19 protein-coding genes are annotated in these 12,946 nt (G+C 67.8%); 12 read left to right on the forward strand and 7 right to left on the reverse strand.

Going from position 1 to position 12,946, the window contains the following annotated elements; all coding sequences use genetic code 11:
• Nucleotides 1-2 precede the first annotated feature (2 nt).
• Nucleotides 3-833 (reverse strand): ZIP family metal transporter, encoded by an 831-nt coding sequence (locus tag P2T60_RS10775; protein WP_276279250.1) that lies wholly within the window; start codon nt 831-833, stop codon nt 3-5.
• Between the two features lie 140 nt (nt 834-973).
• On the opposite strand from P2T60_RS10775, the gene P2T60_RS10780 reads away from it, so the two are divergent.
• Nucleotides 974-1,720 carry a YqjF family protein gene (locus P2T60_RS10780; RefSeq protein WP_276279251.1) on the forward strand — a complete coding sequence of 249 codons (747 nt, stop codon included), beginning with the start codon at nt 974-976 and terminating at the stop codon, nt 1,718-1,720.
• Nucleotides 1,721-1,743: 23 nt separating this feature from the next.
• Nucleotides 1,744-2,160, forward strand: coding sequence for a pyridoxamine 5'-phosphate oxidase family protein (locus tag P2T60_RS10785; protein WP_276279252.1), 417 nt, complete (start codon nt 1,744-1,746; stop codon nt 2,158-2,160).
• Nucleotides 2,161-2,729: 569 nt separating this feature from the next.
• On the opposite strand, the gene P2T60_RS10790 is transcribed toward P2T60_RS10785, so the two are convergent.
• Nucleotides 2,730-3,425 (reverse strand): SDR family NAD(P)-dependent oxidoreductase, encoded by a 696-nt coding sequence (locus P2T60_RS10790; protein WP_276279253.1) that lies wholly within the window; start codon nt 3,423-3,425, stop codon nt 2,730-2,732.
• Between the two features lie 420 nt (nt 3,426-3,845).
• Nucleotides 3,846-4,274 (reverse strand): hypothetical protein, encoded by a 429-nt coding sequence (locus P2T60_RS10795; protein WP_276279254.1) that lies wholly within the window; start codon nt 4,272-4,274, stop codon nt 3,846-3,848.
• 41 nt (nt 4,275-4,315) lie between these two features.
• Here P2T60_RS10795 and P2T60_RS10800 point away from each other — a divergent pair, with 41 nt between their 5' ends.
• Nucleotides 4,316-4,834, forward strand: a complete 519-nt coding sequence (locus P2T60_RS10800; RefSeq protein ID WP_276279255.1) for a metal-dependent hydrolase — start codon at nt 4,316-4,318, stop codon at nt 4,832-4,834.
• Nucleotides 4,835-4,930: 96 nt separating this feature from the next.
• Complete coding sequence (locus tag P2T60_RS10805; RefSeq protein ID WP_276279256.1) at nt 4,931-5,503, forward strand: hypothetical protein; 573 nt, start codon at nt 4,931-4,933, stop codon at nt 5,501-5,503.
• Here the strand turns inward: P2T60_RS10805 and P2T60_RS10810 are convergent.
• Together P2T60_RS10810 and P2T60_RS10815 are read right to left on the reverse strand one after the other, a co-directional pair.
• Nucleotides 5,500-5,913 carry a DUF7344 domain-containing protein gene (locus P2T60_RS10810; RefSeq protein WP_276279257.1) on the reverse strand — a complete coding sequence of 138 codons (414 nt, stop codon included), beginning with the start codon at nt 5,911-5,913 and terminating at the stop codon, nt 5,500-5,502. The genes P2T60_RS10805 and P2T60_RS10810 overlap by 4 nt on opposite strands.
• A 165-nt stretch (nt 5,914-6,078) precedes the next feature.
• A complete protein-coding gene (locus P2T60_RS10815; RefSeq protein ID WP_276279258.1) occupies nt 6,079-6,225 on the reverse strand; it encodes a hypothetical protein in 147 nt (48 codons plus the stop codon).
• Between the two features lie 92 nt (nt 6,226-6,317).
• On the opposite strand from P2T60_RS10815, the gene P2T60_RS10820 reads away from it, so the two are divergent.
• The 5 genes from P2T60_RS10820 (at nt 6,318) to P2T60_RS10840 (ending at nt 9,014) form a co-directional block, all read left to right on the forward strand.
• Entirely contained in the window at nt 6,318-7,196 is an 879-nt protein-coding gene (locus P2T60_RS10820) for a ZIP family metal transporter (RefSeq protein ID WP_276279259.1), read from the forward strand.
• A 47-nt stretch (nt 7,197-7,243) separates the two neighbouring features.
• The gene (locus P2T60_RS10825; protein WP_276279260.1) at nt 7,244-7,669 is read left to right on the forward strand and encodes a pyridoxamine 5'-phosphate oxidase family protein; all 426 of its coding nucleotides are present in this window, start codon (nt 7,244-7,246) and stop codon (nt 7,667-7,669) included.
• An 83-nt stretch (nt 7,670-7,752) separates the two neighbouring features.
• Nucleotides 7,753-8,010, forward strand: a complete 258-nt coding sequence (locus P2T60_RS10830) for a DUF8075 family protein (RefSeq protein ID WP_276279261.1) — start codon at nt 7,753-7,755, stop codon at nt 8,008-8,010.
• 237 nt (nt 8,011-8,247) lie between these two features.
• A complete protein-coding gene (locus P2T60_RS10835) occupies nt 8,248-8,589 on the forward strand; it encodes a hypothetical protein (RefSeq protein WP_276279262.1) in 342 nt (113 codons plus the stop codon).
• Nucleotides 8,590-8,648: 59 nt separating this feature from the next.
• Nucleotides 8,649-9,014 carry a rhodanese-like domain-containing protein gene (locus tag P2T60_RS10840; protein ID WP_276279263.1) on the forward strand — a complete coding sequence of 122 codons (366 nt, stop codon included), beginning with the start codon at nt 8,649-8,651 and terminating at the stop codon, nt 9,012-9,014.
• Nucleotides 9,015-9,038: 24 nt separating this feature from the next.
• On the opposite strand, the gene P2T60_RS10845 is transcribed toward P2T60_RS10840, so the two are convergent.
• Nucleotides 9,039-9,881: an ion transporter gene (locus P2T60_RS10845; protein ID WP_276279264.1), complete on the reverse strand. Its 843-nt coding sequence runs from the start codon at nt 9,879-9,881 to the stop codon at nt 9,039-9,041.
• An 89-nt stretch (nt 9,882-9,970) separates the two neighbouring features.
• On the opposite strand from P2T60_RS10845, the gene P2T60_RS10850 reads away from it, so the two are divergent.
• On the forward strand, nt 9,971-10,231 hold the full coding sequence (locus P2T60_RS10850) for a hypothetical protein (protein WP_276279265.1): 261 nt from the start codon (nt 9,971-9,973) through the stop codon (nt 10,229-10,231).
• Nucleotide 10,232: 1 nt separating this feature from the next.
• On the opposite strand, the gene P2T60_RS10855 is transcribed toward P2T60_RS10850, so the two are convergent.
• Nucleotides 10,233-11,615, reverse strand: a complete 1,383-nt coding sequence (locus P2T60_RS10855) for a uracil-xanthine permease family protein (protein WP_276279266.1) — start codon at nt 11,613-11,615, stop codon at nt 10,233-10,235.
• A gap of 161 nt (nt 11,616-11,776) precedes the next feature.
• Here P2T60_RS10855 and msrB point away from each other — a divergent pair, with 161 nt between their 5' ends.
• Nucleotides 11,777-12,205 carry a peptide-methionine (R)-S-oxide reductase MsrB gene (msrB, locus tag P2T60_RS10860; RefSeq protein ID WP_276279267.1) on the forward strand — a complete coding sequence of 143 codons (429 nt, stop codon included), beginning with the start codon at nt 11,777-11,779 and terminating at the stop codon, nt 12,203-12,205.
• Between the two features lie 60 nt (nt 12,206-12,265).
• The gene (locus tag P2T60_RS10865) at nt 12,266-12,913 is read left to right on the forward strand and encodes a PKD domain-containing protein (RefSeq protein ID WP_276279268.1); all 648 of its coding nucleotides are present in this window, start codon (nt 12,266-12,268) and stop codon (nt 12,911-12,913) included.
• Nucleotides 12,914-12,946 lie beyond the last annotated feature (33 nt).

Genomic DNA, 12,946 nt, shown 5'->3' on the forward strand with positions numbered 1-12,946 from the left:
CGCTACACGCCGCCCTGTATCGTCACCCACGCGACGAACACGGCGACGGCCCCGAGACCCGTACTCACCACGGCCTGCGCGCGGAGGCGGTCCAAGAGAGCGTGAGCGTCGTCGGTGATTTGCGCCACCTCGTACACCTCGCCGCCCAACTCGCACCGCGGGAGGAAGTCCATGGCGACGTGGAGGAACACCCCGGCCGCAAATCCGAAGACGAGACCGTTCACCGGGTCGCTACTCGGTAGGGTCAACAGCGACGACGGAAGCGCGGTGAGACCGACGCCCGCCGCGGGGAGCAGGATGACCGAGACGGGTTTGTCGGCCCGTCGGAGTCGGTCCGCCGCGGCGTAGCCTGCGGGACCTTTATGGGAGACGATAGAGAGTCCGAGCAGGAGTCCGAGGTCCGGCATGTTACCGTACACCAGTCCGATGACGGCGCCCGCGGCCAGCGAGTGAGCGGTCAGTTCGACCGCGGTGTGGTCGAAGGGGAGGTCGGCGTGCATCGCCCGGTGGCCGAGCGTGTGCGCCGAGAACCCGACCAGCACGCCGAGCGCGATGCCGAACCCGCCGAATCGCGGGTGATGACCGATGGCCCCCGGCACGATGAACACCGCCGCGCTGGTAATCATCGCGCCGCTGGCGAGACCGTACCCCCACACGAGTCGTCCGGCGTCGGTCGTCGCGCCGGTTCGCTCGCCGAGGAACGCCGCGCCGCCCATCGCGGCGAACGCCACCCACGAGATGCCGACGACTTTTGTCAGTCCCGCCCGGAGCGCGAGCGGTGTGAGCGCGACGAGTGCGACCGGACCGAGGAGTCCGAGACGAGAGATGCGCATGTTGTTAAGACGCCACCAAGAGTTAATAAGGTCGTCGGTTCCCCAGTCGCGGGTCGGAACCCGTTCCGGCGATTTCCCGGCGTGTCCCGTCGTCCGGTTCCGCCGCGGCGCATATGTCCGTCGGGCGCGTCTGTCGGGGTATGCACATCGCTTCGGCCGTCGGCGACCTTCCCGCGGTGTCGCTGACGTGGCGAGACGGCCTGTTCGCCCACTGGCCGGTGGACCCCTCGCGGGTCCGACCGCTAGTCCCCGACGAACTCGACGTTGACACCCGCGAAGGGACCGCGTGGGTGTCGGCGCTCCCGTCGCTCGTGGCGGCGAGTCGGCCGTGGTTCCTGCCCGAACGCGTCGGTCTGACCTTCCCGCAGGTCAACCTCCGGACGTACGTCCGGTACGGGGGTCGGCCGGGCGTCTACTTCCTGAGTCTGGACGCGCCGACCGAACTCGGCGTCCGACTCGCCCGGTCGGTGTGGGACCTACCGTACCACCTCGCGGACATCGACTTCGAGACGACCGGCGATGTCCGGCGGTTCGACTGCCAGCGAGTCCACACCGACGAGTCGCCCGCGCGCTTCGCCGCCGAGTACCGACCCACCGGAAGGCCCGCCTACGCCGACCCGGACTCGCTGTCGGCCTTCCTCGCCGAGCGATACCGACTCTACCTCGTCCGCGGCGGGAGTCGCGGTGGGAGCGGGACGGTGTGGTGCGCGCGAGTCGAACACGACCCGTGGCGGCTCTGTCCGGTCGAGGCGACGGTTCACGCCGACGCACTGCTGGAGTCGGTCGGTCTGCCAGCACCCGCCGAGGACCCCGTGGTTCATTTCGCGCCGAGCGCCACGTTCAGGGTCCGGACGCCGTTCCGACCGCGGGCGCAAGTACCGATTTAGGGGTCGGCGTCGTGGGGTCGTTCGTGACGACGATACCAGAGGAGTTCCGCGACCTGTTCGAGAAGAAGACGTTCGCTCACCTCTCGACGCTCCTGCCCGACGGGACGCCCCACTCCGTGCCGGTGTGGATAGATTACGACGCCGACGAGAACCGCCTGCTGGTCAACACGGTCCGGGGGTCCCGAAAGGAGCAGAACGCCCGCGAGACGGCCCACGTCGCCGTCTCGATGACGGACCCCGACGACCCCTACCGATTCCTGACGGTGCGGGGCGAGGTGGTCGAACTCACCGAGGAGGGCGCAGTCGAACACGTCAACCGACTCGCAAAACGCTACATGGGCGTCGAGGAGTACCCGCGCCTCGGCGAGGAAGACGGCGCGCGGGTGATGCTGAGGATTCGGCCCAACAGCGTCACCACGGGCGACCCCGGCGACGACTGATGGGGAGAGTGAAACGCGCGTTTCAGCCTCTGGAACGGTTATCACAATGGATTCCGGAGTTCGACGCATGCCGGAGCGAACACGACGGGCGCTCCTCGCGGTCGGTGGGAGCATCGCGCTCGCGGGGTGTCTGACCGACCTCGGGGGACGCCTCCCCGACGACTCGACCACGACCCGAGAATCGGACACCGCAGGGGACTGGATAGAACGGGCCTCGAACAGTCCGAACCCCGACCACTCGATACTGGTTCGCAACGAGGCGTCCGAGTCCCGGACGCTCCGGGTCGAAGTCGTCCGAGAGGCGACGGGCGAACCCGTCTTCGAGACGACCAAAGAGGTGTCGGCGGGCGACGAGTTCACGCTGTACAACCTCCGAGAGGCCGACCCGGGTGGCGTCGAGACGTTCGAGGTGTGCGCCCGACTCGTCGGCGAGGGGACGACGACCACCGGTTCGGACTCGCCGCGCCGGGAGTGCGCCCGTCAGCGACCGCAGGCGCGCGTGGGGCTTTCCGGGCCTTCTGCCCCGCGAGTGGGCCAGTCCGACGCAACTCCGTGCCCGATTTCGACCGTCACGCCGTCGCCTTCCGGAACTCCTTCAGGCCGACGACGACGCCGTCAACGTCCTCGGCGGGCGCGTCGTTCGCGGCCCAGAAGAAAAGGTCCGCGGCGTCTTCGGGGTCGCGGCCCTGTCCGCCGGTCAGGTCGGTAGCGACCGCGCCGGGGTCCACGACGCCCACGGTCGGGTCGATTTCCGCGGCGAACTGTCGGACGACCGACTCGGCGGCCGCCTTCGAGACGGCGTAGGACCCGTAGCCCGGTTTCGCGTCGCGGGCGACCGACCCCGAGGGGACCAGCACCCGCGCGCCCTCGGCGAGGTGGGGCAGGGCCTCCTTGACCGTGGCGAAGACGCCGCGGGCGTTCGTCCGGAAGGAGTCGTCGAACGCGGAGTAGGCGTCGTCGGCCAGCGGCGTCTCGCCGGGACTCCCGTGGTAGACCCCGGCACAGGCGACTACCACGTCGATGCCGCCGTCGCTCCCGCGGGCCGCGGTCTCCATCAGTCGCTCCACGTCGAACTCGTCGCGCACGTCGGCGCGCATCGCCTCTACGTCGCCGCCGTCGTCCGCGATGTCCTCGACGGTCCCGTCGAGGGCGTCCTGTTCTCGGGCGCAGGCGACGACCCGCGCGCCCTCGGCGGCGAACCGCCGGGCCACCGCTTCGCCGATGCCACGACTCGCGCCGGTCACGACCGCAGTCTGTCCGTCCATGCCTCACCGGACGGTCTCCGGCCCCAAACCGGTTTCTGCATCGGCCAAGCGTCCGCCGCGGCGTCCGACGAGAGCGGCAAGGAACTGTACTTATTTCCTTTAGCAATATTTTATTATCCTTAAAAAATTCATGGGTTTGTCTAACAGTTCTAAAGGTTTCTTCTCCCGACTCCGCGAGCGCCCGGCCAAGCGTCCGCCGCGGCGGACGCTCGGCGCGACGGTCCACGGGGCGCGCTCGCCCCGACAAACCACTGGGACGCGCTCGGCCGACCAACCGACGGGGTGGGGTAAAGGGGCCGCCCGCTCGCGTTTACTTCAGTCACCTCAGCGACCCCTATCCGAGCGAGCGAACGCAGTGAGCGAGCGAGGATATGTCGCTGAGCGACCGCGAGCGGGCGGGGGCTTTCGAGACGTTCGTCGTCATGATTCCGGCAGTCGCTGTGCTGTTGCGGAGGCAGAGAATTTCGAGAACGAACGTACACCTCCAGACACTGCGACGACTCCAACGACAGAGACCGCACCGACAGCGACGACTCCAACGACAGAGACCGCACCGACAGCGACGACTCCAACGACAGAGACCGCACCGACAGCGACGACTCCAACGACAGAGACCGCACCGACAGCGACGACTCCAACGACAGAGACCGCACCGACAGCGACGACTCCAACGACAGAGACCGCACCGACAGCGACGACTCCAACGACAGAGACCGCACCGACAGCGACGACTCCAACGACAGAGACCGCACCGACAGCGACGACTCCAACGACAGAGACCGCACCGACAGCGACGACTCCAACGACAGAGACCGCACCGACAGCGACGAAAACGCGGACAGAAACCACACTCCACCACAGTTACGTCCCCGCGGCGTCCACCTCCGGCCATGTTCAGGCCCGGTCACTACGGCGTGGCGCTCGCGGCGTACGCTCCCGTCGGCGGGTTGCTACTCGCCCGCGGACACCCGACGGCCGCCGTCGCGGGCGGTGCGGGCGTCCTCTGGTTGACGATGCTCCCCGACTGGGACCACCGCGTCCCGTTCGTCGCCCACCGCGGGCCGACCCACACCCTGCCGTTCGCGGCGCTGGTGGCGGGCGGCGCGTGGGCGGCCACGAACGCCGCCGCGAGTGCGACCGGTCTCGCCGGTCACGCGGTCGAACCGGTGGCGCTCCCGGCGTTCGCGGCGGGCATCGCCGCGCTCGCGGTTCTCGCGCACCTCGCGGCCGACCTGCTGACGCCGATGGGCGTGGCGCTTCTGTGGCCCGTCTCGGACGAACGCTACTCGCTGTCGGTGACGCCCGCCGACAGCACGCTCTGGAACTACGCGCTGTTCGCCCTCGGCGTCTTCGCGACCGCGGTGGCGGCGTCCCTCGGCGTGGAACTGCTGACTGGTGGGTCGCCCTGAAATCGCCGACTCGTCGGAGCGTGTTCGTCTCCCCGTCGGCGAGCGCCACGCCACGACAGGCAACAACCCTTTGCCCGTGCCGACGCTATTTTCACTGTGACTCGGGACTCCAACGACCCGACGCCCGGTCCGAACGAGGGTCTCCGTTCGCTCGCCGACGACGCCTTCCTCGCTCCCTTCCGAGAGACGGACGACCCCGTGTTGACCACCGCGGAAGTCTGCGATACCGTCTCGTTCGGTCGCGGGCCGACCGTCGAGCGACTCGAACGACTCGCCAGCGAGGGCGTCCTCGAACGCAAGTCGGCGGGCGAGGAGACCGTCTGGTGGTTGCCGGGCCACACCGGAACCGACGAGCAACGCGGTCCGCATCCGGGGCTAGCCCACGACTACGAGGGCGGACTCTCCCGGCGACTCGAAAACGCCATTTCGACGCTCTCGGCCCCCGACGAGCGCGAGCGAGTCGCAATCTACGCGGTGTGCTACTACCTCTCGGAGTACGGACCGGCGACCCCCGAGACGCTCCGGAACGAGGTGTACCCGACCGACACCGGCGGCCACGACGACGCCGAATCGTGGTGGAGCGAGTGCGTCCGACCGGCGCTGGCGGCGCTGGAGGAAGTCGAACTCGACGGCGACGAGTGGCGCATCGCCCGAAAAGAGACGGCTTAGAACTCCGATAGCGTGGCGCTGTCGGACCCCCGTCGGAGCGGTCGGCGTTCGTCTTCGGCGGCGGTGAGGTAGCGTCGGAACGGTTCGGAGTCGGTGGCGAGGCGTACGGTCTCGGCCGCGGGGTCGTAGTCGGCGACTCCCACGTCAGCGAGTTTGGGGAGGTGGACGTGGTGGAGGGACGTGGCGACACGTTCGGCGTCGGCGTCTTCGGCCCCGGCTATCTCCTCGGCGAGTTCGGACAGCGTAATCCCTTCGGCACGTCGGTACAGCACGTACAGCGCGTTTCGGCGGCGTTCCGCGGCGAGTGTCTCGAAAATCTCGTCGAGCGACCGGACGCACGAGCCACGGCGGTCTTCGGGCGGCGCGTTCGTGGTCTCTTCCCCCGTGGAATTGTTCGGTGCCTGACTCATGTCCTCCGATAGTCGTTCTCACACACACGTCATAAATCTATGTGGATTACTCACAAATACGGAGTTTCGGAATAAATAGAGGTCTGCTGACGGACTCGAAACCGGTGGTAGCGCGGTCGATTTGGGTCTCTCACCTCGGTCCCTCGCGGCGGTCCGACCGGTCGCTCACCAGTCCCGATACGTCAACTCGTCGGCCTTGTTGGTGACCGCCTGCATCATGCATCCTCGACACACCCACATGTCGCCGCCGGTGCGCGAGACCAACCGGGTTCCGCCGGGTTTCTGCTGTTCGCAGATGTCGCAAACGCGCATACCCCACGTTGGACGCCCGTGGCTTTCAATCTCGTGGGCGCCTGAGGTCTCCGGCGGCGGATTTTTCCCGCTGGTCGTCCGACGTACCTGTGATGCTGAGCGAGTGGTTCGTCCGAATCGTCGGCCACGACCCGGTGATGCAGGGTCTGGCAGGGGGCGTCGTCATCGCGGCGATGAACACCCTCGGGGCCGCGCTGGTCGTCGTCTGGCGGAATCCCTCCGAGCGCGCACTCGACGGCGCACTCGGGTTCGCGGCGGGCGTGATGCTGTCGGCGAGTTTCACCAGTCTCATCCTGCCGGGAATCGAAATCGGGGGCATCCGGCCCGTACTGGTCGGGTTCGCCCTCGGCGTCGTCCTCTTGGACCGGGCCGACCAGTGGGTCCCCCACATCCACGTCGTGATTACGGGTCGCGGGTCCCGCGACTCGGACGAGGCGGGACCCGACGAAACCCGACCCGACGGCGACCCTCACGTCGAAACCGACACCGCGACCGGTCGAGAGCGCATCGACCCCGACGACGCCCGGACCGCCTCGGTCCTGCTGTTCATCGTCGCCATCACGCTCCACAACATGCCCGAGGGGTTGGCGGTCGGCGTCGGATTCGGGTCCGGTAATCTGGGGGACGCGCTGGCGCTCATGCTCGCCATCGGGATTCAGAACATCCCCGAGGGACTCGCGGTGTCGGTCGCGGCCGCCAACGCCGGGTTCGGGTCGCTGTTCTACGCCACCCTCGCTGGCGTCCGGGCCGGACTCGTGGAGATTCCGCTGGCGGTGTTCGGTGCGGTCGCGGTCGGCGTCGCCGCCCCGATACTGCCCTACGCGATGGGGTTCGCCGCGGGCGGGATGCTGTTCGTCATCAGCGACGAAATCGTCCCGGAGACCCACGCCCGCGGCCACGAGCGGGTAGCCACCCTCGGGACGATGGTCGGGGTCGCCGTGATGCTCTACCTCGACGTGGTGCTGGGGTAGCGCGGCCGTCGGCAAGCGGTTATGTCGGTCGCGCTCGTCTCTCCGGTATGGAACACGTCGAATACGTCTACACCTTCGGGATGACCGACGAGGAACTGGACGAGTACCTCCGGAACGCCGAAGTCGGCGTCCTCTCGCTCGCCGACGAGGGGGACGCCTACGCCGTGCCGGTCGGCTACCACTACGACGGCGAGCGACTCGTCGTCCGCCTCGGCGAACGCGACGACAGCACGAAGATGGACTACCTCGAAACCACGACGACGGCCACGCTGGTCGTCTACGAGAAGGAGGGCGAGCAGTCGTCGTGGAGCGTCCTCGTCCGCGGGACTCTCCGGGAACTCCCGCCGGAGACCGACCGCGAGATAAACGAGCAGTTCGAGCCTTTCCGACTCTTCGACGAGACCATCGAAGACGTGGACGCCGCGGTCTACGAACTGGAGATGGCGGAGGTCACGGGCCGACGGACCGACTGAAGCGCGCGAACGACGGCGAGCGACCGGGAGCGGCCCGACCGGGGTACGACTTTTCCCGGCCCGCGTCGTAGGTCTCGCGTCCGATGCCAGTCGTACACTTCGAAGAAGCCGACGGTCCCGAGCGCACCCAAATCGGCGAGGCGCTCGTCAAGTTCGCACGACAGGCCGACCGGCTCGAAACCGGCCGTTCGGAGGGCAAGTACTTCCTGAACCACGAGGAGGGGTGTCACGTCGGCGGCGAGCGAATCGAGACCGGCGACGAGTTCTACCTCGACACCGAGACCGGCGAGATTCTCTGTACCGACCACGGCCGGGCGCGCCGGGAAGAGCGCGAGGCGTGAACTACGCTCTCCCCCACCACGTCCTCTACCTGCCACTCGGGAGCCACCAGCATCTGGTCGTCGCGCGGGGAGTGACTCGTGTGGCCGCGTGTGCCCGCGCTCGCGCTGTGCGGTCGGGGTCGCGTTCGCACTCGCACCGCGCCCGAGTACGTCGCGTCGGCGTCCGCGCGCAGGACTGCGCGCGGACGCCGCGCAGAGACCGACAGACCGATTTTCCCTCGCCGCGTTGGGCCGGGCATGGCAACGAGTTCGACCGCCGAATCGTCGTCCGAGACCGACGCCATCGCTCCGTCCGACGTGAACTCCGCCATCCGGTCGGACGCCGACGCGGAGGCGTCGGCGTCCGACACCGGTTCGTCGGACGCGTCGTCGCTGACCGACAAACTCGACACCGCCGCGACCGTTCTCCGGGCCGTCTTCCTCGCCTTCGTTCTCGTCCTCACGCTGATTCCCGTGGTGGGTCTGCTCGCGGGTTCCCCGCCGTTCCCCGCGCCCGACCCGGCGGCGTACTACGCGCTCGTCGGGTTCGCGCTGGTCGGGACCATCGCGCTGGTCGCGGCCGAACTGTGGGGCGGGTAGCGGCCGAGCGACCGGTCGAGAGCGCGACTTCTAAAGCGACCGAGACGCTATCGGACGCTATGAGCGAAATCGGACCCTCGGAACTCGGGGAACGACTCGCCGACGGCGACGTGTTCGTCCTCGACGTTCGGCCCCGCGAGAACTACCGGAACGGTCACATCGACGGAAGCTACAACGCGCCGGTGTACCACGACCTGCGGAGCGGCGACCACGCGGCGCTCGACGACCACATGGACGAGATTCCGGCGGACGCCGACGTGGTGACGGTGTGTAAGGCAGGGGTCGTGGCGAAGAAGGCGACGAGTCGCCTACGGGAGCAGGGGTACGACGCGCGGACCCTCTCGGGCGGCTTCACGGGGTGGAAACACTACGAGGACGACACCCTGCTCTACCGGGTCGCGTCGGCGGTTCGGGGTCTCTTCTGAGAGCGCCCATGTCGTCGGACTCGGCTACCCGTCGCCCTCGTACTCCTGATAGATGACGTGCCCGCAGGCCTTGCAGTGGGAGGCGTCGGGGTCGTGGGCCGAGAGACCGCAGTTCGGGCAGGTCACGTCCACCTTCTCGGTGCTGGTCCACGCCCGGACGATGCGACTCGCCTGCCACGGGATGAGGATGATGCCCGCCAGAATCGCCGACACCGTGACCCACTTGCCGAGTCTGGTCACGGGAACCACGTCGCCGAACCCGACCGTCGAGAGCGCGACCACCGTGAAGTAGAAAGCGTCCCCGAACGTCGCTATCGCCGGGTTCGCGCGGTTTTCGGCCGCGTAGAACAGGCCCGCGGCGGTGAAGAAGACGACCAGCACCGTCAGCAGTAGCTTCATGGCCCGGAGCGTCCCGACTTCGACGGTGCCGAAGAAGAACTCCTCGTCCTTCGTGAATCGGTAGAACCGCAGGACGCGGACGACCCGGAAGACCCGGAGGAAGCCGATGTCGGCCGCGACGGACGGAATCGGCGACAGCAGGACGACCAGCGTCGGCAGAATCGACAGCAGGTCTACTACCGTGTAGGGGTTCGAAGCCTCTGCGGTCCGGTCTCGCGCGCCGTAGAGTCGGAGGACGTACTCGACCAGAAAGACCCCCGTGATGGCGACTTCCGCCTGCCAGAGGAGCGACTGGGTTCGGTCGGAGACGGAATAGGTCTCGACCACGAAGATACCGACGAACGCGAGGTTCAGCGCCAGCAACGCCACGTCGATGGCCATGCCGAGATACGTCTGATGGTCGAGCAGGTAGAACCGTACCGACTCCCGGAGGTCTCGGTCGTCCCTCGGAGTGGCGCGCCCGGCCATACGGGGTTCGACGGTCGGCATCGGTAAGGGTCTCTCGGAACGACCCGCCGAAGCGTACCCTTTTGGAAACGCGGCCCCCTCGTGTAGCTATGAGCAACACCCCGTTCCGCGACCGGATGTATCGGTGCGCCCAGTGCAGTCGGGACGTTCGCGTCCGGTCGGTGTTCGGCCACTACGAGATGATACACGACGAGTCGCTGGTGACGAGAGCGCGCGACGGGACCGACTCGTGTACCCTCTGCCGGATGGAACTCCCGCCAGCGGACGCGAACGACGCGTGGAAACTCCGGGTGCGTCACTTCCGGGACCACCACGGCAAGCGGTTGGTCGATACGGACGCGGTTCGGTAGGTCAGTCCTCGCCGGAGGCCGCGAGGTTCCGGGACTCCGCTCGGGTCTCGTCGGGCGCGGCGTCGAACAGCGGACTCTGCTCGCCCGGCGTGAGCGTGTTGAGAACCAACGCCGACAGCGCGGTCATGATGACCGGTTCGCCGAAGAACGTCTCGGCGGCGCTCGGGAGTCCCTGAAGCGCCTCGGGGCGGGTGGCGACCCCGAGACCCAGACCCAGCGAGACCCCGACGATGACCATGTTTCGACGGTTCAGGTGGGTGTGGAGGGAGATGAGTCGGGTTCCGCTCGCGGCGACCATCCCGGCCATCAGCAGGACTGCGCCGCCGAAGACGGCGCTCGGGATGGTGGCGACTGCGGCCCCGACCTTCGGACTGAAGCCGAGAATCGCCAGCAGGACGCCCGCCACGCCGACGACGTGTCGACTCATGACGCCGGTGAAGTTGACGATGCCCGCGTTCTGGGAGAACGACGTGACCGGGAACGCGCCGAACGCCGCGCCGAGCGAACTCAGCAGGCCGTCGGTGAACAGGCCGCCCCGGAACTCCTCGTCGGTCGGAGTCCGCCCCTCCGCGGCCGTGACCGACGACATGTCGCCGACCGTCTCCATCGCCGAGACGAGAAAGAGGAACGCGAACGTGACGATTGGAACCGGTTCGAAGGCGACACCGAACGCGCCGGGGCGGGGGACCGCGACCCACGCGGCGTCGGCGACCGGCGCGAAGTTCACCAGACCCGCGGCGACGGCGGCCCCGTAGCCCACCGTGATGCCGACGAGGGTGCTTAGGAGTCGCGTGACGCCCGAGGTGAAGAGGTTGAGCGCCACCGAGACGAACAGGACGAGCGCCGCGAGTCCGACGTTGTGCGTCGCACCGTAGTCGCTCGCGCCGACCCCGCCCGCCGAGTAGTCGATGGCGACCGGAATCAGGTAGAGACCGATGATGACGACGACCAGTCCGGTGACCAACGGCGGGAAGAACGGTCGGATGCGCTCGAACTGCCAGCCGATGAGTCCCTCGACCACGAACCCGGAGACGAGTATCGCGCCGAAGACGGCCGCGAGTCCGGCGTTCGCGCCGATTGTCGTCGCCGCGCCGACGAAGGTGAAACTCGTCCCCATCACGATTGGGAGTCGCGCGCCGACCGGACCGACGGTGTAGGCCTGCACGACAGTCGCCAGTCCGGAGAACAGCAGGACCATCTGGACGATGTACGCGGTGTCGGCCGCGCTCAGACCGACCGCACCGGCGACGATGTAGGCCACCGCCGTCGCCGGGACTATCATCACCGCGACGTGCTGGACGCCCAACAGGAGCGACTTCACCCACGGTGGCTTGTCGTCGAGTTCGTATTCGAGTTCTATCTCCCCCTCGGTTTCGGTCGTCATTCTATACCCCGGAGGTGCGGGTCACGCTAGATAATAGTTTCGCGTTCGAGCGCATATTCGTCCCCGAGGGTCGAGTTTTATGCAAGAACGTGGATTAGGTCGGCCGTCGCCGCCGACCGACTCGCGCAACCCCTATCCTTCCGGCGACCCAACGGAGAGTCATGAGTGAGAACCCCGAACCGACGGGCGACGACCTGCCGGAGACCGACGAGGAGTGGCGCGAGCGACTGGGCGACGAGGAGTACCGCGTCCTCCGAGAGGCCGGGACCGAGCGACCCTTCTCGGGCGAACACGTGGACCGCAAGGACGACGGCACCTACGTCTGTGCGGGGTGCGGCGCGGAACTGTTCGACTCCGAGACGAAGTACGACTCGGGGTGCGGGTGGCCGAGTTTCTACGACACCGACGACGACCGCATCGAGACCCGGCGAGACACCAGCAAGGGGATGGACCGAATCGAAGTGCTGTGCGCCAACTGCGGCGGCCACCTCGGGCACGTCTTCGAGGACGGCCCGGAACCCACCGGCAAACGCTACTGCATCAACTCGGCCGCGATGGACTTCGAGGGCGAGGAGTCGAGCGCCGAGTGAGGTGCGAAGAATTTACTTAGAAACCCAACATTTATTTTTCTGACACCTCTGTTGCGGGATATGGTAGACCAACCAGACGTACGCACTAGCGGTCGAACACTGCTACAGACCACCGAGTCGGCGGACGCCGACGCCGCGTCCGGCGCGGTCCGGAACCGGTCGAACGTCGCGGTCCGGCACGGTCCCAGCGTTCCGGTTGTGGACACCCCCGTCCTGTTCGAAGTCGAACTGCCGGCCGACGAGTCGGACTGTCGGTGCGAGTGGACCTTCGGCGACGGTTCGACGGCGACGGGCGAGAAGGCCAGTCGCATCTACGACGCCGCTGGCGAGACGGAAGTCACGCTGACCGTCGCGCGCGACGACGGCGAGACCGAGACGGTCCGCGAGTCGGTGACGATTTACCGCGAAGTCGGCGTCGAACTCCGCGAGAGCGAGACCGAAGACGGACTGATGCCGGTCGTCCTCCGGGGCGACGGCGACCTCGACCCGGCGACGGCCGTCGCGGTGGAGTCGCTCCGGTTCGGCGCGCCGACTGCGCTGGCGATGGGAAGCGGCGCGGCCCCGGTCCGGACCGAGACCCGCGAGGGGGACCTCTGCGTCTGGGTCCGCGAGGACCGAACCGGTCTCGGAGACGGGGACGCCACGCCCCGTCTCGCCGGACGAACGGTAGACGGCCGTCCGCTGGCGGGCACTGCCGACGGAGCCTGATTCCGACGTTGTTCGGCGACAGAGACGATTCTT

It is taken from the genome of Halorussus caseinilyticus, assembly GCF_029338395.1.
In the GTDB taxonomy this organism is placed as follows: Archaea; Halobacteriota; Halobacteria; order Halobacteriales; family Haladaptataceae; genus Halorussus; species Halorussus caseinilyticus.

Excerpts from the sequence above, each read along its gene's own strand:
- P2T60_RS10830 (WP_276279261.1), top strand. The coding sequence starts at position 7,753 with ATGCCAGTCGTACACTTCGAAGAAGCCGACGGTCCCGAGCGCACCCAA.
- P2T60_RS10845 (WP_276279264.1), bottom strand. The coding sequence starts at position 9,881 with ATGGCCGGGCGCGCCACTCCGAGGGACGACCGAGACCTCCGGGAGTCG.
- P2T60_RS10840 (WP_276279263.1), top strand. The coding sequence starts at position 8,649 with ATGAGCGAAATCGGACCCTCGGAACTCGGGGAACGACTCGCCGACGGC.
- P2T60_RS10790 (WP_276279253.1), bottom strand. The coding sequence starts at position 3,425 with ATGGACGGACAGACTGCGGTCGTGACCGGCGCGAGTCGTGGCATCGGC.
- P2T60_RS10850 (WP_276279265.1), top strand. The coding sequence starts at position 9,971 with ATGAGCAACACCCCGTTCCGCGACCGGATGTATCGGTGCGCCCAGTGC.
- P2T60_RS10810 (WP_276279257.1), bottom strand. The coding sequence starts at position 5,913 with ATGAGTCAGGCACCGAACAATTCCACGGGGGAAGAGACCACGAACGCG.
- P2T60_RS10780 (WP_276279251.1), top strand. The coding sequence starts at position 974 with ATGCACATCGCTTCGGCCGTCGGCGACCTTCCCGCGGTGTCGCTGACG.
- P2T60_RS10815 (WP_276279258.1), bottom strand. The coding sequence starts at position 6,225 with ATGCGCGTTTGCGACATCTGCGAACAGCAGAAACCCGGCGGAACCCGG.
- P2T60_RS10835 (WP_276279262.1), top strand. The coding sequence starts at position 8,248 with ATGGCAACGAGTTCGACCGCCGAATCGTCGTCCGAGACCGACGCCATC.
- P2T60_RS10775 (WP_276279250.1), bottom strand. The coding sequence starts at position 833 with ATGCGCATCTCTCGTCTCGGACTCCTCGGTCCGGTCGCACTCGTCGCG.
- P2T60_RS10865 (WP_276279268.1), top strand. The coding sequence starts at position 12,266 with ATGGTAGACCAACCAGACGTACGCACTAGCGGTCGAACACTGCTACAG.
- P2T60_RS10800 (WP_276279255.1), top strand. The coding sequence starts at position 4,316 with ATGTTCAGGCCCGGTCACTACGGCGTGGCGCTCGCGGCGTACGCTCCC.
- msrB (WP_276279267.1), top strand. The coding sequence starts at position 11,777 with ATGAGTGAGAACCCCGAACCGACGGGCGACGACCTGCCGGAGACCGAC.
- P2T60_RS10825 (WP_276279260.1), top strand. The coding sequence starts at position 7,244 with ATGGAACACGTCGAATACGTCTACACCTTCGGGATGACCGACGAGGAA.
- P2T60_RS10855 (WP_276279266.1), bottom strand. The coding sequence starts at position 11,615 with ATGACGACCGAAACCGAGGGGGAGATAGAACTCGAATACGAACTCGAC.
- P2T60_RS10820 (WP_276279259.1), top strand. The coding sequence starts at position 6,318 with ATGCTGAGCGAGTGGTTCGTCCGAATCGTCGGCCACGACCCGGTGATG.